This is a genomic window from Brevundimonas sp. AVps7, assembly GCF_058681545.1.
Genome location: NZ_CM178742.1, coordinates 3,240,066 through 3,263,969 on the forward strand (window position 1 = coordinate 3,240,066; position 23,904 = coordinate 3,263,969).

A 23,904-nucleotide genomic window follows, 5' to 3' on the forward strand; every position below is an offset into this window, starting at 1 on the left:
TCAGACCGTCGGCGACTTCGCTCACCAGGAAGCTCCCAGCCGGCGCGTGCGGCGTTCGGTCAACAGGTTCAGGATGGCCGCCGCAGTCTCCTCGATCGAGCGACGGGTGACGTCGATGGTGGGCCAGCCCCGGCGTTCGAAGGCCCGCCGCGCCTTGATCGTCTCTTCGCGCACGGCGTCCGGCTCGACATAGGAGGAGGCATGGGTGGCGTTCAGGCCGTCCAGCCTGTTCCTTCGAATTTGCACCAGCCGGTCGGGTGACACGGTCAGTCCGACGATCAGCGGGTTCTTCAGCCCCACCAGGCGCTCGCCGTCCTCCTGTCCCGGCACCAGGGGGACATTGGCCGCGCGGACGCCCCGGTGCGCCAGATAGATGCAGGTCGGGGTCTTGGATGTCCGCGACACCCCGACCAGAACCACGTCGGCGCCCTCCAGCTGTTCGGCCGTGCCCTGACCGTCGTCATGGGCCATGGCGTAGTCCAGCGCCCCGATCCGGTTGAAATAGTCGTGGTCCAAGGCGTGCTGGGCCCCGACCCGGGTCGACAGGGCCGCGCCCAGATAGCGGGACAATGCCCCCACGAGCGGATCCAGCGCCCCGATGTGGGGCATGTCGAGCGTCCGGCAGCCTTCCTCCAGCTGCGCCCGCAGGTCGCGATCGACGATGGTGTGCAGGACGACGCCCGGCGCCGCCGCCACCTCGGCCAGCACCCGCTCCATCTGTTTGTCCGACCGCACCAGGGCATAGATGTGCTCAATCGGGATGACCCCGTCGAACCGGGCCGTCACCGCCTTGGCCATGGCGTTCAGCGTCTCGCCGGTCGAATCCGAGACCAGATGGACATGGAAATAGGTCGCGAGCCGCGACGCCCCCGCCGGCCTTGCCGGGCTCATCGCGAACCCCGCGTCGGGAGCGCCGGACCACGGCGAGGGAGAACCAAGATCGGGGACGTGGGAATGACGATGAATCCTGTGGATCGGGCGGGGCGCCGACCGACCAGGCGGGGGCGCCGATTTCTATAGCGCGGGCCTCGCCGCCCGGCGAGCGGGGAGGATGGTGGACGGCAGGCCTCGTCCGCCATCGGATCATCCCAGGCCGCGAGCGCGCGCCTCGAACCGCTGGGGAAATGCTTAACGAAAGGTAAACGGCGCCCAGGCTAATCTCAGGTCATACGCCTGCCGGAGCGCCCGTCCGTTAAGGGTTTGTTAAGGGTTTTGCCCGGTTTCCACAGGCTGTCATCCGGCTGTCGCGAGCGCCGGCCCCGGGCTCGGGACAAGGGCGTTCGGCGTGGGGACGCCTGCGGATTCATCCCCGTCGTCCCGCCGTCTGCCTGCTTCCTCAAAAGATTCTAAGATTCTGATCAGGATAAGAGGAGAAGCGCGGGGTTGAGAGGATGCGCCCATCCTCGTAGAGCCGGGGTCATGAGCATCACGCCTTCGTTGATCCGGGTCCTGCAGGGCGAGACCCTTGAGCGGCCTCCCGTCTGGTTCATGCGTCAGGCGGGTCGATACCTGCCTGAGTACCGGGCTCTGAGGGCCGAGGCGCCGGACTTCATCGCCTTCTGCCTGAACCCCGAGATGGCGGCCGAGGCGACCATGCAGCCGATGCGCCGCTTCGGTTTCGACGCGGCCATCGTCTTTGCCGACATCCTGCTGATCCCCCAGGCTCTGGGCCAGGACGTCTGGTTCGAGACGGGCGAAGGACCGAAGCTGGGCCTTATGCCGTCTCCTGGCGCTATGGCCGAACGGGCGGGAGAGGCGGGCGCGCATCTGCATCAGGTCGGGCAGACGCTGAGCCGGGTGCGGGCCGAGCTGGAGCCTGAACGGGCCCTGATCGGGTTCGCCGGCGCGCCCTGGACCGTGGCCACCTACATGCTGGACGGTCACCACAACACGATGGGCAAGGGCGAGCGGGCCCAGGCGCGATCCTACGCCTACTCTGATCCCGAAAAGGTCGACGCGGTTCTGGACGTTCTGGTCGAGGCCACCGCCCGCTATCTGAAGATGCAGGCCGACGCGGGCGCCGACGCCCTCAAGATCTTCGAGAGCTGGGCCGAGGGCCTGCCCGACGACCTGTTCGAACGTCTGGTCATGAGGCCGCACCAGAAGCTGGTCGCCCGGGTTCGCGAGCTGGGCGTCACCGTGCCCCTGATCGGCTTCCCGCGTGGCTCGGCTCTTCATGCCGAACGCTATGCGCGCGAGGTCGATGTGCAGGGTGTGGCGCTGGATACCGCCTGTTCGCTGGAGCGTGGCCGGCAGGTTCAGAAGATCAAGCCGATCCAGGGCGCGCTCGATCCCCTGTTGCTCCGCGCCGGTGGTGCGGCTCTGGACCGCAGGGTGGATGAGCTTGTCGAGGCCTGGGGCGCGGGTCCATGGATCTTCAACCTCGGCCACGGCATCCTGCCGGATGTGCCGATCGCCCACGTCGAACGGGTGCTGAAGCGCCTGGGCGCCCAGTAAGGACCCACGAATGGCCGGCAAACGCATCGCAGTCGTCCTGTTCAATCTGGGCGGGCCGGACGACGCCGCCTCGGTTCGACCCTTCCTGTTCAACCTGTTCAACGACCCGGCGATCATCGGCCTGCCGGGATTCGCCCGGACGCCGCTGGCCAGACTGATCTCCTCACGCCGCGAGAAGAGCGCCCAGGCCAACTATGCGATGATGGATGCGGGCGGCGGTTCGCCCCTGAAGGCCGAGACCCGCAAACAGATGGCGGCGCTCGATGCCCGGTTGGCGAGCCTGCTGCCTGATGACGAGGTCAAGAGCTTCATCGCCATGCGCTACTGGCATCCGCTGACCGAGGAAACGGCGGTCGACGTCGCTGCCTTTGGACCCGATGAAGTCGTGCTGCTGCCGCTCTATCCGCAGTTCTCGACCACGACGACCCAGTCGTCTCTGAAGGCCTGGAAGGCCGCCTACGCCGGGTCCGGCCGGTCACGGGCCATCTGTTGCTATCCTCGCGCCGCCGGCTGGATCGAGGCCCAGGCCGCAAACATCCGCGCCAAACTGGCTGAGGCCGAACGCGACTATCCCGGCCGTGCGATGCGGGTCCTGTTCTCCGCCCACGGGATCCCGGAAAAACTCGTCGCCCAGGGCGATCCCTATCAGGAGCAGATCGAGGGCACGGTCGCGGCGGTCGCCGAAGCCGCCAGCCTGACCGACTGGAGGCTTTGCTACCAGAGCCGGGTCGGACCGATGAAATGGCTGGGGCCCTCGACGCCCGACGTCATCAAACAGGCTGCGGCCGATGAGGTCGGCGTCGTCGTCACCCCGATCGCCTTCGTCTCCGAACACATCGAGACCCTGGTCGAGCTGGACATCGAATACGGCGAACTGGCCCACGAAGCCGGTCTGCATCCCTATTTGCGCACCCCTGCCGTCGGCGTGGCCGAAGCCTTCATCGGCGCCTTGGCCGAGGCCGTCACCGGCAGCCTTGGCCGCACCGGCACGGCGCCGTTCGGGCCCGGCTGCCAGGCACGGTGGAAGGCCTGTCCGTTCCAGGACGAAGGGGCCGCAGCGTGAACCTCTATGATCTCGCGCGAGGCCTGCACATTCTGGCGGTGATCGCCTGGATGGCGGGGATGCTGTTCCTGCCCCGCCTGTATGCCTATGACGCCGAGCAGAACAGCAAGGCCGAGCCGCTGAAGTCCGAAATGCAGACCCTGCTGCGTCTGTGGCAGGAACGTCTGCTGCGCATCATCGTCAACCCGGCCATGGTCCTGGCCTTCGTCTTCGGCGGCTGGCTGATCCATCTGGACATCCAGATGCGTGGCGCCGCCTTCCTCGCCGAGCCCTGGATGGTCACCAAACTGATCGGCGTCTTCCTGCTGGCCGGCTGGCACGGCTTTCTTGCCGGCGAACGCAGGAAGATCGCCGCCGGGACGTCGACCAGGACCAGTCGGTTCTGGCGCATGACCAACGAGATCCCCTTCGTGCTGGCCATCCTCATGGTCCTGTCGGTGACGACCGAGTGGACATTCTAGCAGCGTTACCGCTCGCCACGCGGCGGTTCGCTGCTTGAGTGCGGCTTGACCCAAGGGTGCGTTTCGTGGTTCCGCTGACCCCGAGGCGTCGTTCGCGGCGCTGCCCTTCTCTATGCGACGACCGATCGCAGGCAGACGCCGCCTTCGGACCCGACGCCCTCCCTTCGGCCGAAAGGCCAAACCTTCCATCCGTCCCCGCCTTACGTCCCTCGACGCCGGGCCGTGACGGCGTGAATCCAGAGTTCCGACATGACCGACGTCCGCGACACCGACAACACCGCTCCAGAGTCCGAGACCCTTGGGGCCGAAGCGCCTGAGGGTGTGACGCCTGAGACCGCTGAGGACACCTCGCAGGCGGACGGCGCCAATGACGCCGATGTGGCTGCCGACATCGGCGACGACGCCGAGGGCGCCGAGGAAGACGGCGAACCCGTCGTCCCGTCCGGCCGGATCACGCTTCAGGAACTGAACGACAAGACCCCGGTCGAACTGGTGGCCTTCGCCGAACAGCTGGAGATCGAGAACGCCTCCAACCTGCGCAAGCAGGACCTGCTGTTCGCCATCCTCAAGACCCTGGCCGATGAAGAGGTCGAGATCATCGCCTCCGGCACGCTGGAAATGCTGCCCGACGGCTTCGGCTTCCTGCGCTCGCCGGACGCCAACTATCTTCCGGGCCCGGACGATATCTATGTGTCGCCGTCCCAGATCCGCCGCTTCGGCCTGCGCTCGGGCGACACGGTTCACGGCGCCGTGCGCGGCCCGCGCGAGGGCGAGCGGTACTTCGCCCTGCTCAAGGTCGACACCATCAACTACGAGGACCCCGAGACGGTCCGCACCAAGGTCAATTTCGACAACCTGACCCCGCTCTATCCGAACGAGCGGCTGACCATGGAAATCCAGGACCCGACCCTGCGGGACCGTTCGGGCCGGGTCATCGACATCGTCGCCCCGCTCGGCAAGGGCCAACGCTGCCTGATCGTGGCTCCGCCGCGCGTCGGCAAGACGGTCATGCTGCAGAACATCGCCAAGTCGATCGAGGCCAACCACCCCGAGGTCTCGCTGATCGTCCTGCTGATCGACGAACGCCCCGAAGAAGTCACCGACATGCAGCGCACCGTGAAGGGCGAGGTCGTGGCCTCCACCTTCGACGAGCCGGCCACCCGCCACGTCGCGGTCGCCGAAATGGTGATCGAGAAGGCCAAGCGACTGGTCGAGCACAAGAAGGACGTCGTCATCCTGCTGGACTCGGTCACCCGCTTGGGCCGGGCCTACAACGCCACTGTGCCGTCGTCGGGCAAGGTCCTGACCGGCGGCGTCGACGCCAACGCCCTGCAACGGCCGAAACGCTTCTTCGGCGCGGCGCGGAACGTGGAGGAGGGCGGTTCGCTGACCATCATCGCCACCGCCCTGATCGACACCGGCTCCCGCATGGACGAGGTCATCTTTGAAGAGTTCAAGGGCACGGGTAACTCGGAAATCGTCCTGGACCGCAAGGTCGCCGACAAGCGCATCTTCCCGGCTATCGACGTGTTGAAGTCCGGCACCCGCAAGGAAGAGCTGATCACGCCGAAGGACCAGCTGACCAAGACCTATGTCCTGCGTCGCATTCTGAACCCGATGGGTCCCCAGGACGCGATCGAATTCCTGCTCGACAAGCTACGCCAGTCCAAGAACAACGCCGACTTCTTCCAGTCGATGAACACCTAGGGGCGACCGCCCCGGGGATTCGCTCTATGTTTCACGTGAAACAAGGAGAGATGCGCCATGAAGGTGAATGTGGAAGTCGAGTGCACCCCGGCCGAGGCGCGAGCCTTTCTGGGCCTGCCGGATGTCGCGCCGCTGAACGATCATCTCGTCGCCGAGATGCAGAAGCGGATGGACGCCAACATGTCGGCCATGCAACCCGAAGAGCTGATGAAGAACTGGGCCAATTTCGGCATGGCCGCCCAGGACCAGTTCCGCCAGTTGATGCAGGCGGCGGTGACCACGCCGAAGTGATGATCTTGTCTCCTTCCCAAGCATTGGGGGGGAGACACATCCCATGACCGATACCGTCTTCGCACTCGCCACGCCTCCCGGCCGAGGCGCCGTCGCGATCCTCCGCCTCTCCGGGTCGGCGACCGATCAGGCCCTCGCCGCCCTTGGCGCGCCCGGTCTAAAGCCGCGGCTTGCATCGCTCAGAACCCTGCGGCACGGCGGCGCTATCCTGGATCAGGCTCTCGTCCTCCGCTTCCCCGGACCGAGTTCCTACACCGGCGAGGATTGCGCCGAGCTCCACCTGCACGGCGGGCGCGCCGTCATCGACGCCGTCTCCTCGGCTCTGATCGCCCTGGGACTGCGTCCCGCCGAGCCTGGCGAGTTCACCCGCCGCGCCTTCGAGAACGGCCGCATGGATCTGGCCCAGGCCGAGGCGGTCGCCGACCTGATCGACGCCGAGACCTCAGCCCAGGCGGCCCAGGCCCTCGGCCAGCTCGACGGCGCGCTGAGCCAGACCTACGCCGGTTTCCGGCGGGATCTTCTGACCGCTCTCGCCCTCGTTGAGGCCGAGATTGACTTCCCCGACGAGGATGTTCCCGATCACTTGGCTCAGTCCGCCGGGCCAGTGCTTGATCGACTGACCGCTGATCTGAACGCTGCCCTGGCAGACGCCGACCGCGGCCGACGCGTCCGCGAGGGCTATCGCATTGTCCTCATCGGCGAAACCAACGCCGGCAAGTCGGCCCTGTTCAATGCCCTGGTTGAGCGGGAAGCGGCCATCGTCACCCCGATCGCCGGGACGACGCGGGATGTGCTCGACGCGGATCTGGTCATCGGCGGCTATGCGGTGACCCTGTCCGACACGGCGGGCTTCCGCGAAAGCGACGATGTGGTGGAGGCTGAGGGCGTGCGTCGGGCCCGCGCCCGCGCCGAGGGCGCAGACCTGCGTCTCTGGGTCCGGGCTCCCGGCGATCCGGAGGGTGACGCCGCAGCCTTCGTCCGGCCCGACGATTTCATCGTCTGGACCAAGGCGGACCTGTCCACGACCGCCGGAGAGGTGATCGCCGTCAGCGCCCTGACCGGCGAAGGCCTGCGCGACCTTCACGATGCACTGTCTGCTCGGCTGGCCCGCGACCTGTCCGGCGCCGACTTCCCGGCCGTGACGCGCGAACGGCATCGACGGCGGCTGTCGGAAGCGTCGTCAGCAGTTCAGGCGGCCCGAGGTCATCTGACGGCTGCGCCCGAACTCGCCGGCGACGATCTTCGGCGCGCTGCCGACGCCCTCGGCCGGGTCACCGGCGCGATCGGTGTCGAGGACATCCTCGGCGAAGTCTTCTCGACCTTCTGCATCGGCAAGTGATCGCGAACTGTTTCACGTGAAACAGTGCGTCGGTGGCGTTTCGACCCCTTTTCCCCTATGTCCCCGCCTATGAGCTCCCCCTCTTCCTTCGACGTCATCGTGATCGGCGGCGGCCATGCCGGCTGCGAGGCCGCGGCTGCCTCTGCACGCGCCGGCGCCCGCACCCTGCTGTTGACCCAGAAGCTCGAGACCGTCGGCGAGATGAGCTGCAACCCCGCCATCGGCGGCTTGGGCAAGGGCCATCTGGTACGGGAGATCGATGCTCTCGACGGGCTGATGGGTCGGCTCGGGGACAAGGCGGGCATCCAGTTCCGTCTCCTGAATCGGTCGAAGGGCGCCGCCGTGCGGGGGCCCCGCAGCCAGATCGACCGCCGCCTGTACCGCGAGGCCATGCAGGCCGAGCTGGCCGACTATCCCAACCTGACCCTGATGGCCGGAACCGCCGAGGCGCTGATCCTCGACGGCGACCGCGTCGTCGGTGTCACGACGGGGCAGGGTGTCTCGCTTCAAGCAGGCGCGGTGGTCCTGACGACCGGGACCTTCCTCAACGGGGTCATCCATCGCGGCGACGAGCGGATCCCCGCTGGCCGCCATGGCGAGGCGCCCTCGACCGGGCTCGCTGCCGACCTCTATGGCGCGGGCCTGCAGATGGGCCGCCTAAAGACCGGCACGCCCGCGCGCCTCGACGGCCGCACCATCGCCTGGGACCGGCTGGAGATGCAGGAGGCGGATGCTGAGCCTGTGCCCTTCAGCTTCCTGACCGACCGGATCGACGTGCGCCAGATCGCCTGCGGCATCACCCATACGACTGAAGAGACCCACGCCATCATCGCCGCCAATCTCGGCGAGAGCGCCGTGTATGGCGGCAAGCTGACCGGGGTCGGTCCGCGCTACTGTCCCTCGATCGAGGACAAGGTCGTCCGTTTCGCCGACAAGACCTCGCACCAGGTCTTCCTGGAGCCCGAGGGCCTAGACGATCCGACCGTCTATCCGAACGGCATCTCCACCTCGGTCTCGCCGGAGACGCAAAACGCCTTCCTGCGCACCATGCCCGGACTGGAAAAGGTCGAGGTGTTCCGGTTCGGCTATGCGATCGAATACGATTACGTCGATCCGCGCGAGCTGACGCCGGCGCTGGAGGTCAAGCGCCGCCCGGGGCTCTATCTGGCCGGTCAGATCAACGGTACGACCGGGTATGAAGAGGCTGGCGCTCAAGGGTTGATTGCCGGTCTGAACGCCGCCCGCGCCTCCGCGGGGTCCCCGGAAATCGTGCTGGGGCGGGACCAGGCCTATATCGGCGTCATGATCGATGATCTGGTCACGCGCGGTGTGACCGAGCCCTACCGCATGTTCACCAGCCGCGCCGAGTATCGGTTGACTCTCCGCGCCGACAACGCCGATCAACGGTTGACCCCGCTGGGCATCGAGGCCGGAATTGTGTCTTCGGACCGCCGGGGCGCCTTCGAGACAAAGTCGGCGGCCCTGGCCGAGGCGACGACCCTGGCGCGCGAGACGAAGTTCACGCCGAAGGAGGCGCAGGCTCTCGGCATCACCGTCAATCCCGACGGGCAGCGTCGTTCCATGCGGGATCTGCTCGCCTATCCGGGTGTCGACCTGTCGGCCTTCGCAGCGGCCTTCCCGGTCATCGGTGGCTGGAGCCCGGTCGTGCGGGAGCAGGTCGAGATCGACGCGGGCTACGCCGGCTACCTCGATCGCCAGACGGCCGACGCCGAGGCCCTGCGCCGTGAGGAGGCGCTGACCCTGCCGGCCGCTCTGGATTATGCCGCTATCGGCGGCCTGTCGCACGAAGTCCGCGAGAAGCTTTCGCTCGTTCAGCCTCGCACCCTGGGTCAGGCCGGTCGCATCGAGGGGGTGACTCCCGGTGCGCTCACGGCCTTGCTGTCGCATGTGAAGAAGTCAGCGGTCGCAGCCTGATGACCGCTGACGAATTCCAGAAGGCGACCGGCGCCTGGCCGGAGCGGATGGACGACCTCGAACGGTTTCGGCTGATGCTGACCGAGGCCAATGACGTCATGAACCTGGTCGGGCCCGACAGTCTGCCCGATTTCTGGAACCGTCATGCCTGGGATTCGGCTCAGTTGCTGGATCTCGCCGGTTTCGCCCGGACCTGGGCGGATCTCGGCGCAGGCGCCGGTTTCCCCGGGGTCGTTCTGGCCATCCTCGTCAAGGGACGGCCGGACGCCCACGTCTGGCTGATCGATTCCCTTCAGAAACGCTGCCGTTTCCTCCAGACCATCGTCGACGAACTGGCCCTGCCGGCGACCGTCGTCTGGGGGCGGGCCGAGGCGCAGGCGATCAAGGTGGACGTCGTGACGGCCCGCGCGGTCGCTCCGATGGAAAAGCTGCTGGGTTATGCACAGCCCTACCTGTCTCGCGGTGCACAAGGTCTGTTTCTCAAGGGAGAGAAGGCCGAGACCGAGTTGCGGGAGGCCTCGAACTCCTGGCATGTCGAAGCTGAGCTTTCGGTGTCGCGCAGCGATCCGAGGGGTCGCATCGTCACCGTCCGGAGCCTTCGCCCCCGTGGAAATCAGCAACGTGGTTAGTATGACCAAGTCCTCCCCGGTGAAGCCGCCACGCGTCCTGGCCGTCTCCAACCAGAAGGGCGGGGTGGGCAAGACGACGACCGCGATCAATCTCGGCACGGCGCTGGCCGCCATCGGCGAGAAGGTCCTGATCGTCGACATGGACCCCCAGGGCAATGCGAGCACGGGTCTCGGCGTTCCACGTGAAACACGCCGGATCACCATCTATGACGTGATCGTCGATGGCCGGTCCGTGCATGACGCGGCGGTTCCGACGGCCGTACCCGGGTTGCACATCATTCCTGCCGACGCCGACATGTCGGGCGTCGAGATCGAACTCAGCCAGGCGGATCGTCGCTCCTATCGCCTGCGCGACGCCCTCGCGGCCCAGGCCACGGACGGCCATACCGGGTACGACTATGTGCTGATCGACTGCCCGCCGTCGCTGAACCTGCTGACGCTCAACGCCATGGCCGCGGCCGACGGCGTGCTGGTCCCGTTGCAGTGCGAGTTCTTCGCTCTGGAAGGGTTGACGCAGTTGATGAAGACGATCGAGATGGTCCGTCAATCATTGAATCCGACCCTCGAGATCCAGGGTCTGGTCCTGACCATGTACGATCGCCGCAACGCCCTGTCGGGACAGGTTGCGGCGGACGTCCGGGCCCACTTCGGCGACAAGGTCTACGAGGCCGTTATCCCCCGGAACGTGCGGGTGTCGGAGGCGCCGTCCTTTGGCAAGCCCGTCCTGATCTACGACCTGAAATGCACCGGCAGCCAGGCCTACCTGAAGCTCGCCAAGGAAGTCGTCGGCCGCGAACGCCGCCGCCTCGCCGCCTGATAACGATACGGAATCAAGAGTTTGTCTGAACGTCAAAGAGGTCTGGGCCGCGGCCTGTCCGCCCTGATGGGTGAATCGGTCGCCGAGCCCGTGTCGGTCGCGCCGGGCGCGGTTCTGCCGACCGGCGTGCTGTCCGCGCCGATCGAGAGCCTCAAGCCGAACCCGGATCAGCCGCGCAAGTCGTTCACCAAGGCCGAGCACGACGAACTGACCCAGTCGATCCGCGACAAGGGGGTTCTGCAGCCGATCCTGGTACGTCAGCAGCCCGGTGAGGACGGCGTCTGGCAGATCATCGCCGGCGAACGCCGCTGGCGTGCGGCCCAGGCCGCCCGGCTGACCGAGGTGCCGATCATCGTCCGCGAGATGGACGATCTGGAGGTGCTGGAAGTCGCCATCATCGAGAACGTCCAGCGCGCCGATCTGAACCCGCTGGAGGAGGCCGCCGCCTATGGCGTGCTGATGGAGCGGTTCGGGCGGACGCAGGACGCGGTGGCCGGCATTGTCGGCAAGTCCCGGAGCCATGTCGCCAATACGCTACGTCTGACGCAGCTGACGCCGGGCGCGCGGGCCCATGTGCTGGAGGGACGTCTGTCCGCCGGTCACGCCCGCGCCCTGCTGACGGCAAAGGACCCGGACGCCCTGGCCGATCAGGTCGTGGACCTGGGTCTGAACGTCCGTCAGGCCGAGGCCCTGGCCCGCAAGTCGCAGGACGAACAGAAGCCGAAATCGCCCAGGGCTGCGGGGGCGCAGGGCTCCGCCTCGCCCGACATCGCCGCCCTGGAACAGGATCTGGCCGATGCGCTGGGGATCAAGGTTTCTCTGGCGGACCGGGGCGGGAAGGGCGAACTGACCCTGTCCTATGCCGGGCTGGAGCAGCTGGACGACCTGTGCCGGCGGTTGATGCGTTCCTGAGGCATTGCCGTGCTAGGGTGAGGGCATGACCGACACGCCCGAGACCCCCGCCGAAGCCCTGAAACGCGTCCTTGCGGCGAAGCAAGCCTCAGGCAAGGCGGGTGGCCCGGCCTTCAAGGCTGGCCAGCACCCGGAGAAGATCGCCGCCCTCAAGAGCGCGGCCATGGCCAAACCGGCGTTCAGGAAGGCCTCGAAGCGGGGCTGATTGCGGTCAATGCCAGGTGGACTGCACAGCGGTGAGTTCGCGGTGATTTCGGCTATGCCAAAACGACGCGATCCGGTGATTTCGACCACGATAGCTACAGCCGTTCATGCAGAAACCTGCAAAGTCGGCGGAGTCGATCGGCCCTAGAGGCCCAAACGGCGAGCCCTGGCGGCGATTTCGAGCAGTAGACGTTCTGCAATCAGGTGTTCGGGCATGCCGGTCGTCTTGGTGGCGACGTCGGCGGTGTTGACACTGTCCTGAACGACATCGAGCTCTTCGAGACGCCAGGCGCGAGCCTGACGCAGCATCTCGTTCTCCTGTTTCCAGAAGACGCCGGCGGCTTTGGCGGCCTCCTTGGACCCCGCGCCCGCGGCCTGAAGCACATTGATGCGGCGCAGCTTGCCGAGGTGGATAGAGGCGGAGCGGACCGCCATGACAGCGCTCTCGCCCTCGGCCAGGGCGCGTCGCAGTCCGCCTTGCGCAGGGGCGGGGCGTCCGCCGAAAGCCTGCAGGGCCGCATCGGACAGGGAGGCGTCCGCCTCGACGCCCAGATGGGCCTCCAGCTCCTCGACATCGATGGTGCGGCCGGATCCGGGACCGACGTAGAGGGCCAGCCGCTCGATCTCCTGACGCATCAGGCCGCGTTCGCGGGGCAGGCGGGCGACGAAGGCGGCGAGGGCGTCGGTGGTCAGGCCCACCTTGTCGACGGCCAGGGCCTCGCGGGTCATGCGGGCGATATCGCCGGCCTCGTCCTCATAGCAGGCGATGCCGACAGAGCCCTTGCCCGCCTCGGCGGCCTTGCGCAGGGCGGAGTCGCGGCCGAGCGCGCCCGCCTCGACCACCAGCATGCAGTCGGGATTGAACAGGCCTTCAGCGTGGGTTTTCAACGCACCCGCCAGCATCTTGTCGACCGAAGCCTTGTCGCCGCCCAGCCGCACGCGGACGAGGCGCCGTCCGCCGATCATCGAAAGGGCCGTCAGAGCTTCCTCGAGCCGCGCCTCGTCGCCGTCGATGTCCGTATCGGTCAGCAGGGTGACGTTGAACGGGTCGTTCAGGTCGGGCGTGATGGCCTTGCACAGGGTCTCTGCGCGCTCGGCGACGCCGGAGCGGTCCTTGCCGTGGATGACGCAGGCGCGGATCCCGGCGTCCGGCTTCGCCAGGAAGCGGTCCACCTCGGGCCGCTTGGCCAGGATCATGGGGCTGAGAGAGCCCGCATCAGGTCGACGCGGATCAGGCGGGCCAGTTCGGCGGCGGCGCGGTCCTCGCCGTCCTGCTGGGCCGCAATGGCGGCATAGGGCTGGTCGGCGGCGGCATAGGTGGTGGTGACGGTTTCTGTCCCGGTCAGGGCTGCGCCGCCGGAGACGGGCGTCAGGGTCCAGGCTCCGCGCACCGTCAGCTCATAGCGCGTAGCGGTGTCGTCGATCCGGCGACCCAGAGGACGGCGGTTCTGCTGCACCAGAGTCTCGAGCCGGTAGAGCGGCGCCGCGTTGCGGTTCGAGCCGAGGGCGTCCTCGAGCTGTTCGCGCAGACGATAGCCGAGACGATCGTCCTGGGTCGTCACCGCAATCCGGCTCAGGGACGGCGAGCCGCCCGCATCCCCGTACAGCGGCGTGAACCCGCACCCGGCCAGAAGCAGGGAGGCGGCCGCCAGGGCTGACAGGCTGCGGGCCGACACCTAGCCGGCCACCAGGTTGACGATACGGTCGGGCACGACGATCACCTTGCGGATCGATTGGGAGTTGGCTTCCAGATAGGCCTGAACGGCAGGGTTGGCGAGCGCCTCGGCTTCTACGGCCTTCGGATCGGCGCCGCGGGGCATCGTGATCTCGCCGCGACGCTTGCCGTTGATCTGGATGGGCAGGACGACCTCGTCGTCGGCGGCCAAGGCCGGGTCGAAGACGGGCCAGGGGGCGTCCAGCACCATTCCGGTCTCTCCCAGACGGGTCCAGCCTTCTTCCGCGACGTGCGGGGTGAAGGGAGCGACCAGCCGGGCCAGGGCCGACAGGGCCTCGCGCCGCGCCTTGCCGGACGCGCCGTCATGGTCGCGGATGGTGGCAACGAAGGCGTAGAGCTTGGCGATGGCGGAGTTGAAGCGGAATCCTTCGACGCCCTCGGACACGGCCTTGATGGCCTTGTGGGTTTCTTTCAGCAGCAGGGCGTCCGACGCCGGATCGCCCACGCCAGCGGGATCGAAACTGTCGAACAGGGTCCAGACACGTTGCACGAAGCGGCTGGCGCCCTCGACGCCGCCTGGGGTCCACTGAACGTCGCGCTCGGGGGGGCTGTCGGACAGGACGAACAGGCGGCCGGCGTCCACGCCGTGCGAGTCCAGGATTTCCTGGGGGGCTACGACGTTCTTCTTCGATTTCGACATCTTCTCGATGTCGCCGATGACCAGGGTCTCACCGGTCGAGCGCTGGCGGGCGCTGCGTTTGCCCGCATCATTGGTCAACTCGACGTCTGTCGGCTCGACCCAGGCGCCGTCGGCGCGGCGGTAGGTCTCGTGGACCACCATCCCCTGGGTGAACAGACCGGCGAAGGGCTCCTTCACCGACAGCATGCCGGCGTCCGACAGGGCGCGGGTGATGAAACGGGCGTAGAGCAGGTGCAGGACCGCGTGTTCGACCCCGCCGATATACTGATCGACGGCCAGCCAGCGATCAGCGGCGTCCTTGTTGATCGGCTCGGCCGCCGTCGGGTCGGTGAAGCGGGCGAAATACCAGCTGGAATCAACGAAGGTGTCGAGGGTGTCGGTCTCGCGCACGGCGTCCGTTCCGCAGCACGGGCATTTGACGTGCTTCCAGGTCGGGTGGCGATCCAGCGGATTGCCGGGCACGTCGAAGGTCACGTCGTCGGGCAGGACGACGGGCAGGTGATCGGCCGGAACCTCGACCACGCCGCAGGACGGGCAGTGGACGATGGGGATGGGGCAACCCCAGTAGCGCTGGCGGCTGACGCCCCAGTCGCGCAGGCGATAGATGGTCGCGCCCTTGCCGTGGCTGGACGCTTCCAGACGGGCGATGGCGGCGGCCTTGGCGTCTTCGACGGACAAACCGTCCAGGAAGCCCGAGTTGAAGATCCGGCCCGGACCGACGTAGGCCTCGGTCCCGATCTCGACCGTGTCCGCGTCATCGGGCTTCACCACCGGGGTGACCGGCAGCTCGTATTTGCGCGCGAAATCCAGATCGCGCTGGTCGTGGGCCGGGCAGCCGAAGATGGCGCCCGAGCCATAGGTCGACAGCACGAAGTTCGCCGCCCAGACGGGCAGGATCTTGTCCGGGTCGAAGGGGTGGCGGACGCGCACGCCCAGATCCACACCCAGTTTTTCGGCCTTCTCGATATCGGCTTCCGAGGTGCCCGTCTGGGCGCAGGCCTTCACGAACTCGGCGACGTCGGGCCGATGCTCGGCGATCGCCTTGGTCAGGGGATGGTCGGGGGCCAGGGCGATGAAGCTGGCGCCGAACAGGGTGTCGGGCCGGGTGGTGTAGACCTCGATCGGATCCCGCGCATGGTTCGGTTCACCGTCCGGCGAGGCGGGCAGGAAGGCCGGGACCTCGGCGATGTCCCACCACAGGGTCGCGCCCTTTGACTTGCCGATCCAGTTCTCCTGCATCAGCCGGACCTTCTCGGGCCAGCGGTCCAGGGTCTTCAGGCCGTCGATCAGATCGTCGGCATAGTCGGTGATCCGCAGGAACCACTGGTTCAGCTTGCGCTTCTCGACCAGGGCGCCCGAGCGCCAGCCGCGCCCGTCGATGACCTGTTCGTTGGCCAGAACGGTGTTGTCGACGGGGTCCCAGTTGACCGTCCCGTCCTTGCGATAGACCAGGCCGCGCCGATACAGCTCCAGGAACCAGGCCTGCTGTTTGCCGTAGTATTCCGGATCGCAGGTTGCGAACTCGCGCGACCAGTCCAGCGACAGGCCCAGCAGCTTCAGCTGGGCGCGCATCGAGGCGATGTTGTCGTAGGTCCAGCCCTTGGGGTGGATGCCGCGCTCCATGGCGGCGTTTTCGGCCGGCATGCCGAAGGCGTCCCAGCCCATGGGGTGCAGGACGTCGAAGCCCTGAGCCCTCTTATGGCGGGCGACGACGTCGCCCATCACATAGTTGCGGGCGTGCCCCATGTGGATGTTCCCCGACGGATAGGGAAACATTTCAAGGACATAGTATTTCGGACGACCCGTATCCCGGGTGACAAAGGCGTCAGCATCGGCCCAGCGCGCCTGCTGGCGCGGCTCGGCGGTCTTGGGGTCGTAACGGGTCGGAGAGGCGGACACGGGATTCCTTCGGGCGGCTCCTGTCGGAGGAACCCGAAGGAGGTCGGTGTTCTAGCGGTTTTTAGCCGGCGTTCGAAAGGTTGAGCTGGCGCGCCTTGGTCAGGATCGCGTTTTCCAGATCGGCCTCGGTCTGGGCGGCCACGGGCGAGGCGGTCCATTCGCCGCCGGCGCCGCGGACTTCCTTGGTGACCGTGACGTTCAGGGCGTCGGCGCGCAGGCGGGTGTCGAGGATGAAGACGGTCGCCTTGAAACGTTCGTTCGGCGTCTGCGGATTGACGTACCAGTCATAGTTCACGACGCCGCCCCACGGATCGGCGGTCAGAAGCGGCATGAAGCTGAGGGTGTCGAGAGTGGCGCGCCACAGGTAGGCGTTCACGCCGATGCCCGTCTGGGCCGTCGTGGCGCGAGGGGTCGAGCCGCCCGAGAACGGGAGACCGCCGCAGGCGGAGAGGAGCAGACCGCCCGTGACCAACATCGTGGTCGCCAGGACCGTCTTGCCGCGAACAAAACCCATCGAACGTCGTCTCCCTCGGGTGCTGACCTGCCGTATCCCCGTTGCGGGTGGCGGACGCAAAGGCGCGCGGTCGCCGACCGTTCACCAGGCGCGGCTCTATAACACGCTCAAAAGGGGCGATGACAAGGCAATCCGGACCGGTTCGGCTGTCCGGATGCGGCGCCCCGACACGGATTGGCCCTGTGGAGCGATTCCCCGGCCCGGCGAACACCTTCCCGCCGCCTTCCCGTGACGCTTGAGCCACAGGCGGATGCAAGAGTCTGTGGAACCGGGTTCGTTGGGCCTCGTTGCGTTGACCGGGCGGACTACCGGTGTCTAATCGGCGGGTCCTCGGTGGAACCACCGGGTTCAGGAACAAGGGTCCGGCGAGAAACGCCGGGTCGAAGGGTTGGAAATGCGTCTGTCGGCGATCCTCGCTGCATCTCTCGGTCTCGTCGCTCTCATGGGCGTCGCGGGCGAAGCCTCGGCGCAATCGCGGTCGCGCGTTCCGGCCGTGACCCTGGCCGAGGCCTCCAACGCCCAACGTTCCACGCCGGTGGCGCCGCGTCGCGGCCTGCGCTGGAACGAGAACGGCCGCTGGGGCCTGGATTTCAACCTGAACCAGCCTGTCGGCCGCGAAGCCGAATGGGGCGACGTCGAAGCCGGCGCCTACTACCGCCTGTCGCCGCGTCTGCGCGTCGGCGCCGCCGCTGGTCTGGCATCGCCCGAACAGGACCCGGCCCGCGCTCCCGAGACCGACCGCCGCGCCCAGCCGCGCGTGCGTCTGGAAACCCTGTTCCGCTTCTGAGCCTGATCGGCTGAGGAGGAATCGCTTCGCGATTCCGCTGATGCCGTGAATCAGGCTCCAGATTTAAGCGGGAGCATGATTCACGCTTCATGCCGGACCCGCGAAGCGGGTCCACCAGAAACGATCATGCTCTAGGGCGCGAACGCCTTCGCCAGTCCGCCGATCGCCGCCAGGCCATAAGCGCCTGATCCCTGCAATTCGCCTGAATTTCCGGCCGTGATCCCGCCGAGCGCGATGACGCGCGTCCGGCCCTCTGAAGCGGAAGCCAGGGACTCCATGCCGAGAGCGGGTTTCGCCGCTGAGGCCCCGCCGGCCGGGAAGATCGGCGACAGAACGAGCGCATCCAGATCGCGCGCCGCCACCGCCACCTGCACGGAATGGGCCGCCCCCGTCAGGATCCAGTCCGGCCGCCGACCCGACAGCGCATAGGCCGCCGACAGAGCGCGTTCGGGCAGATGCAAGCCGTCGGCGTCGACGCGGTCCGCCAGATCCGCATCCAGCCCGATCAACAGGGTCATGCCGCGCGCCCGGGTCACGGCGCGGAGCCGTTCGGCGGTCTCCAGTGCGTCCTCTGCCCCGAACGACCGATAGACCACGCCCGATCCCGGAGGCATACGCGCCGCGATCTCCCAGGGCCTGGGCGTTCGGTCCGGGTCGGTGAACAGCAACATCGGCGGGACCCGCGACCGCACGCCCCCCCTGACAGCGTCCGCCGTCCGGGCTAAGCCCTGCGCCATGGCCCACAGCCGGGCTCCCTCTTCCGTCGTCTCCGGAAACTCCATGGCCGCCTCATCCCCCGCTTCGACAGCCGCGTCCACCACAGAGGCCTTCGCCGCGCGTCTGGAGACGATCCGGGCGCGCATGGCCGGAGCGGCGAAGGCGGCGGGGCGAGACCCGGCCGCGATCACCCTGACCGCCGTCTCCAAGACCCAGCCAGACGAGGCCATCGACGCCGCCCTGTCCGCCGGCCTGCGGGTGTACGGTGAGAACCGGGTGCAGGAGGCGCAAGCGCGCTGGACCGATCGCCGCGCCAGTCTTCAGAAGCGGGGCCTCCCCGACCTCGAACTGCGCCTGATCGGCCCGCTCCAGTCCAACAAGGCTGAGGACGCCGTCGCCCTGTTCGACGTGATCGAGACCCTGGACCGTCCGAAACTGATCGGCGCCCTGGCCTCAGCCTCGCAGAAGATCGGCCGTTCGCCCCGCCTGCTGATCCAGATCAACACCGGCGAGGAGGAGCAGAAGGCCGGGGTCGCCCCGCGCGACGCCGACGCCCTGATCGCCGCCGCCCGTGCCGAGGGGCTGATCGTCGAGGGTCTGATGGCCATTCCTCCTGCCGACGAGGAGCCGATCCTGCATTTCGCCCTGCTGGCCCGGGTCGCCGAGCGCAACGGTCTGGGCGTCCTGTCGATGGGGATGAGCGGCGACTATGAGGCCGCGATCCGGCTCGGTGCGACTCACGTGCGGATCGGATCGGCGTTGTTCGGGGAACGAAACCCGGCTTTCGCGCCCTCTAGGGGCTGAATCCCAACCAAATTCGACCGCCGCCTTGGCGTTCGGGCCAAGCCTCGCCATTCTAGACAGATGCCCACAGCCAAGACCCTGCTCATCATCGACGACGACGACGACCTGCGCGAGGCCCTGGCCGAACAGCTGGCGCTGCACGAGGAGTTCAAGACCGTCCAGGCCTCGACGGCCACGGAGGGCGTGCGCCTGGGTCGCGAGATCCGCGCCGACCTGATCCTGCTCGACGTCGACCTGCCGGACATGGACGGCCGCGAGGCCTGCCGCCTGTTGCGCAAGGACGGGGTCTCCACCCCGGTCATCATGCTGACGGCCCAGGATTCGGACGCCGACACGGTTCTGGGTCTCGACTCCGGCGCCAACGACTATGTGACCAAGCCCTTCCGCTTCGCCGTCTTGCTGGCGCGGATCCGCGCCCATCTGCGCAGCCACGAACAGTCCGAGGACGCCGTCTTCCAGATCGGCCCCTATTCCTTCCGCCCGGCCGGCAAGGTCCTGATCGACCCCAAGGGCAAGAAGATCCGGCTGACGGAGAAGGAAACCAATATCCTGAAATACCTCTATCGCGCCGGGGCCAAGCCGGTGTCGCGCGAGGAGCTGCTGACCGAGGTCTGGGGCTACAACGCCGGGGTCACGACCCACACGCTGGAAACCCACATCTATCGCCTGCGCCAGAAGATCGAGCCCGAGCCCGGCCAGGCGCGTCTGCTGCTGACGGATGCGGGCGGATACCGGCTTCAGCCTTAGCCGTCAGCCGCCGATCCGCCACTCCGACAGGGTGGCGCCGTCGGCAGTCTCGAAGGCCACCCTGTCCAGATGAACCGCGCCGATACAGACCGGCCGTTGGTCCGCTGAGGCGGCCCGACATCGGATGGCGCGCCCGTCCGCAAACGCAGTCATCCGGCCCTCGAGCACCAGCCTGTAGCCTCCGACGGGCGCGGCCGGGGCCTCGTCGCCCTTCCCGCGCACGGTGAATTCGTAGGCGCGACCGTTGCGGCGGCCCAACCGTGAGCCGTCCGCCTCGAACACCGCGGCAAGCCCGACGGACTGGGGCGACGGAGCGACCGGGCCGCTCGCGAGGGGGTCGCCCCCGCCCCCCGGACAACCCTCGGCCCGCAGCCAGGGTCGGGACAGCCAGAAGCCTTCGGCCGCTTCCCAGCTGTCGGCGGCACCCGCGAGCAGCGGCGAATCCGTCCAGTCGCCGGGGGCCAGCACCAGTCGCAGGCTCTCGCGACGGGCCCCCCACGACCAGGCCGCCAGTCCGTCCCCGGGAGCCGTGTCCACAGGCGGCGGGGTCTCGCCCGCACAGCCGAACGCCTGGCGAATGATGAAGCGCCGTCCGGCCAGCGAGACCTCGGGCGTCCGGCCTGCGGCATAGGCCGAGGCCGCCGCGTCCATGGCCTGCAACAGGCCGGCGCGATCCAGGGTGGGGGCGGGCGTCGCCGGGGCGGGAGCGGGTTCCGCCGCTGGCGGTGCGATCGTTGGCGGCGGCGTCGCGGTCTCGTCCCTCTCACATCCCGAAAGAAGTAGGGCGGTCGCCGCGAGCGCGACGGCCGACGGGCGAAGCAACACGGTCGGTGCGGGCATGGGTCACGTCTAGCACGGGTTCGCTGTCCCGGGGGCCCGGGCCCGAAAAAGGTTGACGTCAGCGCTCCGGAGCGGTCTGCACGGGTCCATGACCTTCGATCAGATCGCCGCCCTCGCGGTGCTCGTCGGCGTGGTCGGCGTCCTGATCCATGGCAAGGTCCGCGCCGACGTCGTCGCCCTGACCGGCGCTGCCGTCCTGCTGCTGCTCGGGGTCGTGCGACCGGTCGAGGTGCAGGGCGCCTTTGCGAGCCCGGCCGTCATCGCCCTGGCCGGCCTGTTCGTCATCGCCTACGCCATCGAGCTGTCGGGGCTTCTGGGCTTGCTGATTCGTCAGGCGACGCAGCTCGCCGCCAGGATCGGGGCGACGGGTATCTGGATCGTCATCGGCCTGTGCGGCTCGGTCGGCGGCTTTCTGAACAACACGCCGGTCGTCGTGCTCGCCGCGCCCGTCATCCGCGACGTGGCGAAGTCCCTGCATCTGTCGCCCAAGCGATTCCTCATGCCGCTCAGTCATGTAACCGTCCTCGGCGGGCTGCTGACGCTCATCGGGACGTCGACCAACCTGCTGGTCAACGACATGGCGCGGAACGCGGGCCAACCAGTCTTCGGCTTGTTCGAGATCACGCCGGTGGGTCTGTTCATCGCCGTGGCCGGTGCGCTGTGGCTCTACTTCGTCGGCGCACGCCAGCTGGGCCGCGCGGTGGCTGAGGATGAGGCCGAGGCTGCGCGTGTCGCGATGATCGAGGAGAGCCGCCGGCGCGCCGAGGCGGAGACGAAGAACCGCCAGCGCCGCCGGCTCCTGCCATTTGGCCTGCCGCGCCTCGGAGAATCCCGCAACCAGTCGGACGGTTCGGGCGACGCCCACCTGGGAGACGTCGCGCTTTACGGGGCGGCCGACCTGCCGTTTCGCCTGAGGCCGGCGATGATCTCGCTGGCGATCTTCGCACTGGTCATCGCCTCGGCGGCGCTGGGATGGGCGCCCATCGCGGCCTCGGCCTTCGCAGGAGCGGTTGCCTTGATCCTGTGCCGGGTCATCACGCCCGAGGAGGCCTATGCCGGACTGAGACCCGAAATCCTGCTGCTGATCGCCGGGATGGTGGTGGTCGGCACGGCGATCGAGGTCACCGGGCTGGCCGCGGCGGGCGCTGACGGCCTGATCCATGTGATCCGCCCCATGGGGCCGCTGGGCGCCCTGATAGTCCTCTACGGCGTGACTCTGTTCGCAACGGAGTTGCTCTCCAACGCGACAGTGGCCGTGCTGATCACCCCGATCGCGGTGGCTCTGGCCGAGAGCCTGGGCGTGGATCCGCGCCCCTTTCTGGTCTGCGTCATGATGGCCGCCTCTGCCGCCTTCGCCACGCCGTTCGGCTATCAGACCAATGTTCTGGTCTTCAACATGGGCGGGTACAGCTATATGGACTTCGTCCGCGTGGGCCTGCCGCTGAACCTGGTGACCTGGGTTGCCGCCATGGTCGCCATTCCGATCTTCTTCCCGTTCTAGGGGCCAACTAGACGTCCAGATCGACCGTGATCGGGCAGTGGTCGCTTGGCTGTTCCCATGCCCGCACAGGCTCGTGGATGATCGCCGAGCCCGGCATGACCGAGGGCGTCAGGCCCGGCGAGGTCCAGATGTGGTCGAGACGCAGGCCGCGCGCGGATTTGCGGAAGTCCTGGGCGCGATAGCTCCACCATGACGCCAGCTTCTGCGGCTCCGGATAGGCGTCGCGAACGACGTCGTGGAAGCCGCCGGCGGCCTGGAGCCGGTTGAGGGTCTCGACCTCCAGCGGGGTGTGGCTGACGATCTTCGACATGTAGCGGTGGTTCCACACGTCGAACTCACTGGGGGCGATGTTGAAGTCGCCGCACATCAGCAGGCGCGATCCGCGATCCTGGGCCGTGATCGTCGCGGTCAGCTGTTCGTAGAAATCCATCTTGTGATCGAATTTCGGGTTCAGCTCCCGGTCCGGCACGTCGCCGCCGGCCGGGATGTAGAAATTCTGGATGTCGACCCCGGCGACCCGGACCGAAACGCAACGGGCGTGGCCCAGCTTGCAGGCCTGGAAGGTGTCGGAGTGATCGATCGGGAGGCGTGAGGCGATGGCCACGCCGTGCCAGCCCTTCTGGCCCGCGATCTTCAGGTGGGGCATGCCCATCTCGACGAAGGCGTTCCGCGGGAACTGGTCCTCCAGGCATTTGATCTCCTGCAGGCACAGGACGTCGACCTTCGCCTCGGTGACGAAGCGCGCGACCTGGTCGATGCGCAGGCGGACGGAGTTGATGTTCCAGGTGGCGACACGAAGCATGAGCTCCGTCTAGCCGATACGGGCGCGCGCTCAAGCAGCGCGCCGCCGTGCAGCGGGCGATCGCGCCAGAAAGATGCAAAAAACCCCCGACGCAGGGCGCCGGGGGTTAAGGTTGGTTTCTCTCTCGCCGCCGTCGGGAGGGGATGAATTCCGAAGGCGTAGGAACGGCCGCCGCCGTCCTGTGCTCAAAGTGTCACGCGCCCTGGAAATAGTCAAACCCCTCGAAAGCGCGATTGCCTGTGATCGTCCGAACACGGTTCACGATTCGTGAATCCGTCAGTTGCGGCCGGGACGACGGGTGGGGTCGGTCAGGCGGAACAGGCTTGCGGCCAGACCCGAGGCAGGCTGGAGCGAGGTCAGCTGGGTGCGGGTGCGTGACCCCTGCGCATCGGTGATGGTCCATTCCTGCAGCCGCAGCGGGCTGCCGGAGAAGGCCAGGATGACCGAGCCCTCGTTCGGCCGGCGCTCGTCGCGCGCAGTGATGGCGAAGGCGCCCGACTGCATGCGGGTGACGCGATCGATCCGCACGCCCTGATCCAGGCGAACGTTACGCGCCAGGAAGGTCGACAGGGGCGTCATGCCCAGCGGCACCTGGCGGAAGACGTTGAGGCGGGGGTCGTAGCGTTTGACGTTGTTTCCGTCCGACACGACCAGCAGGCCCGCCGGATTCGTGTACTCGAACCGCATCTTGCCGGGACGCTGGAGATAGAAGCGCCCCTCGCGGCGCTGGCCGCCGGCGCCCGTCTCGACGAAATTGCCCTGGGCCGAGGTCAGGTTCTGCAGATAGGTCTGGGCCGTGGCCAAGGTGGCGCGGTCCTCGGCCGAAAGCGCCGTCTGGGCGGAGGCCGGAAGCGCGACGAGCCCGGCGATGGCGGCGAGGCCGAAGCCGAGGTCTCTGCGGGACAGGGTCATGGTCGTCCTTCTCTCCTTCCCGCCGTGTCCGGCGACACCGGACGGCGGGACGATTTTCGATGTCGCCGTTGTGACGGGTCGGCGCGGCATCGCGATGACGGCAGCTAGACCTTATTCCGGCGGCGGGATGAAGCCCTGTTCAGACGGGAAGGTTCCAGCAAGCCTTCTCCCGCCCTATTAAAGGGGAGGGA

The 23,904-nt window shown here is 67.6% G+C and carries 24 protein-coding genes; 15 read left to right on the forward strand and 9 right to left on the reverse strand.

Annotation, left to right across the window (positions count from 1 at the left end; all coding sequences use genetic code 11):
- Positions 1 to 21: 21 nt before the first annotated feature.
- Positions 22 to 891, reverse strand: coding sequence for a pyruvate, water dikinase regulatory protein (locus ACW17Y_RS16140; protein WP_492036686.1), 870 nt, complete (start codon positions 889 to 891; stop codon positions 22 to 24).
- A 528-nt stretch (positions 892 to 1,419) separates the two neighbouring features.
- Between ACW17Y_RS16140 and hemE the strand changes: the two genes are divergently transcribed.
- The 11 genes from hemE to ACW17Y_RS16195 all read left to right on the forward strand — a co-directional run bounded on the left by hemE (position 1,420) and on the right by ACW17Y_RS16195 (position 11,816).
- Positions 1,420 to 2,457 (forward strand): uroporphyrinogen decarboxylase, encoded by a 1,038-nt coding sequence (gene hemE, locus ACW17Y_RS16145; RefSeq protein ID WP_492036687.1) that lies wholly within the window; start codon positions 1,420 to 1,422, stop codon positions 2,455 to 2,457.
- A gap of 10 nt (positions 2,458 to 2,467) precedes the next feature.
- Entirely contained in the window at positions 2,468 to 3,520 is a 1,053-nt protein-coding gene (gene hemH / locus ACW17Y_RS16150; protein ID WP_492036688.1) for a ferrochelatase, read from the forward strand.
- Positions 3,517 to 3,981 carry a CopD family protein gene (locus tag ACW17Y_RS16155; RefSeq protein WP_492036689.1) on the forward strand — a complete coding sequence of 155 codons (465 nt, stop codon included), beginning with the start codon at positions 3,517 to 3,519 and terminating at the stop codon, positions 3,979 to 3,981. The genes hemH and ACW17Y_RS16155 overlap by 4 nt, the downstream gene beginning before the upstream one ends.
- A gap of 249 nt (positions 3,982 to 4,230) precedes the next feature.
- Entirely contained in the window at positions 4,231 to 5,688 is a 1,458-nt protein-coding gene (gene rho / locus ACW17Y_RS16160; RefSeq protein ID WP_492036690.1) for a transcription termination factor Rho, read from the forward strand.
- Between the two features lie 57 nt (positions 5,689 to 5,745).
- The gene (locus tag ACW17Y_RS16165) at positions 5,746 to 5,979 is read left to right on the forward strand and encodes a DUF6489 family protein (protein ID WP_492036691.1); all 234 of its coding nucleotides are present in this window, start codon (positions 5,746 to 5,748) and stop codon (positions 5,977 to 5,979) included.
- 43 nt (positions 5,980 to 6,022) lie between these two features.
- Complete coding sequence (gene mnmE / locus ACW17Y_RS16170) at positions 6,023 to 7,318, forward strand: tRNA uridine-5-carboxymethylaminomethyl(34) synthesis GTPase MnmE (protein ID WP_492036692.1); 1,296 nt, start codon at positions 6,023 to 6,025, stop codon at positions 7,316 to 7,318.
- A 69-nt stretch (positions 7,319 to 7,387) separates the two neighbouring features.
- The gene (gene mnmG / locus ACW17Y_RS16175) at positions 7,388 to 9,253 is read left to right on the forward strand and encodes a tRNA uridine-5-carboxymethylaminomethyl(34) synthesis enzyme MnmG (protein WP_492036693.1); all 1,866 of its coding nucleotides are present in this window, start codon (positions 7,388 to 7,390) and stop codon (positions 9,251 to 9,253) included.
- Positions 9,253 to 9,882, forward strand: a complete 630-nt coding sequence (gene rsmG, locus ACW17Y_RS16180; protein WP_492036694.1) for a 16S rRNA (guanine(527)-N(7))-methyltransferase RsmG — start codon at positions 9,253 to 9,255, stop codon at positions 9,880 to 9,882. Before mnmG ends, rsmG begins: the two co-directional genes overlap by 1 nt.
- 1 nt (position 9,883) lies before the next feature.
- A complete protein-coding gene (locus tag ACW17Y_RS16185) occupies positions 9,884 to 10,699 on the forward strand; it encodes a ParA family protein (RefSeq protein ID WP_492036695.1) in 816 nt (271 codons plus the stop codon).
- Positions 10,700 to 10,720: 21 nt separating this feature from the next.
- The gene (locus ACW17Y_RS16190) at positions 10,721 to 11,611 is read left to right on the forward strand and encodes a ParB/RepB/Spo0J family partition protein (RefSeq protein WP_492036696.1); all 891 of its coding nucleotides are present in this window, start codon (positions 10,721 to 10,723) and stop codon (positions 11,609 to 11,611) included.
- Between the two features lie 25 nt (positions 11,612 to 11,636).
- On the forward strand, positions 11,637 to 11,816 hold the full coding sequence (locus ACW17Y_RS16195; protein ID WP_309627085.1) for a hypothetical protein: 180 nt from the start codon (positions 11,637 to 11,639) through the stop codon (positions 11,814 to 11,816).
- A gap of 143 nt (positions 11,817 to 11,959) precedes the next feature.
- Here ACW17Y_RS16195 and holA read toward each other — a convergent pair whose 3' ends face one another.
- The 4 genes from holA to ACW17Y_RS16215 form a co-directional block, all read right to left on the reverse strand.
- The gene (holA, locus tag ACW17Y_RS16200) at positions 11,960 to 13,012 is read right to left on the reverse strand and encodes a DNA polymerase III subunit delta (RefSeq protein ID WP_492036697.1); all 1,053 of its coding nucleotides are present in this window, start codon (positions 13,010 to 13,012) and stop codon (positions 11,960 to 11,962) included.
- Positions 13,009 to 13,491, reverse strand: coding sequence for an LPS assembly lipoprotein LptE (gene lptE / locus ACW17Y_RS16205; RefSeq protein ID WP_492036698.1), 483 nt, complete (start codon positions 13,489 to 13,491; stop codon positions 13,009 to 13,011). The genes holA and lptE overlap by 4 nt, the downstream gene beginning before the upstream one ends.
- Positions 13,492 to 16,089, reverse strand: coding sequence for a leucine--tRNA ligase (leuS, locus tag ACW17Y_RS16210; RefSeq protein ID WP_492036699.1), 2,598 nt, complete (start codon positions 16,087 to 16,089; stop codon positions 13,492 to 13,494).
- Positions 16,090 to 16,150: 61 nt separating this feature from the next.
- Positions 16,151 to 16,603, reverse strand: coding sequence for a DUF3576 domain-containing protein (locus ACW17Y_RS16215; protein WP_492036700.1), 453 nt, complete (start codon positions 16,601 to 16,603; stop codon positions 16,151 to 16,153).
- A gap of 394 nt (positions 16,604 to 16,997) precedes the next feature.
- Here ACW17Y_RS16215 and ACW17Y_RS16220 point away from each other — a divergent pair, with 394 nt between their 5' ends.
- A complete protein-coding gene (locus ACW17Y_RS16220) occupies positions 16,998 to 17,390 on the forward strand; it encodes an NtrZ family periplasmic regulatory protein (RefSeq protein ID WP_492036701.1) in 393 nt (130 codons plus the stop codon).
- Between the two features lie 131 nt (positions 17,391 to 17,521).
- On the opposite strand, the gene ACW17Y_RS16225 is transcribed toward ACW17Y_RS16220, so the two are convergent.
- On the reverse strand, positions 17,522 to 18,172 hold the full coding sequence (locus tag ACW17Y_RS16225) for a thiamine phosphate synthase (protein WP_492036702.1): 651 nt from the start codon (positions 18,170 to 18,172) through the stop codon (positions 17,522 to 17,524).
- On the opposite strand from ACW17Y_RS16225, the gene ACW17Y_RS16230 reads away from it, so the two are divergent.
- Positions 18,171 to 18,911, forward strand: coding sequence for a YggS family pyridoxal phosphate-dependent enzyme (locus ACW17Y_RS16230; protein ID WP_492036703.1), 741 nt, complete (start codon positions 18,171 to 18,173; stop codon positions 18,909 to 18,911). The genes ACW17Y_RS16225 and ACW17Y_RS16230 overlap by 2 nt on opposite strands.
- Before the next feature lie 60 nt (positions 18,912 to 18,971).
- The gene (locus tag ACW17Y_RS16235) at positions 18,972 to 19,658 is read left to right on the forward strand and encodes a response regulator transcription factor (protein WP_428151262.1); all 687 of its coding nucleotides are present in this window, start codon (positions 18,972 to 18,974) and stop codon (positions 19,656 to 19,658) included.
- A 3-nt stretch (positions 19,659 to 19,661) separates the two neighbouring features.
- Here the strand turns inward: ACW17Y_RS16235 and ACW17Y_RS16240 are convergent, their stop codons facing one another.
- Positions 19,662 to 20,498, reverse strand: coding sequence for a hypothetical protein (locus tag ACW17Y_RS16240; RefSeq protein ID WP_492036704.1), 837 nt, complete (start codon positions 20,496 to 20,498; stop codon positions 19,662 to 19,664).
- Positions 20,499 to 20,586: 88 nt separating this feature from the next.
- Between ACW17Y_RS16240 and ACW17Y_RS16245 the strand changes: the two genes are divergently transcribed.
- On the forward strand, positions 20,587 to 21,999 hold the full coding sequence (locus ACW17Y_RS16245; RefSeq protein WP_492036705.1) for an SLC13 family permease: 1,413 nt from the start codon (positions 20,587 to 20,589) through the stop codon (positions 21,997 to 21,999).
- Between the two features lie 7 nt (positions 22,000 to 22,006).
- Here ACW17Y_RS16245 and xth read toward each other — a convergent pair whose 3' ends face one another.
- Both xth and ACW17Y_RS16255 read right to left on the reverse strand, forming a co-directional pair.
- Entirely contained in the window at positions 22,007 to 22,801 is a 795-nt protein-coding gene (gene xth, locus ACW17Y_RS16250; RefSeq protein WP_492036706.1) for an exodeoxyribonuclease III, read from the reverse strand.
- Positions 22,802 to 23,077: 276 nt separating this feature from the next.
- Complete coding sequence (locus ACW17Y_RS16255; protein WP_492036707.1) at positions 23,078 to 23,713, reverse strand: LolA family protein; 636 nt, start codon at positions 23,711 to 23,713, stop codon at positions 23,078 to 23,080.
- Positions 23,714 to 23,904: the final 191 nt, after the last annotated feature.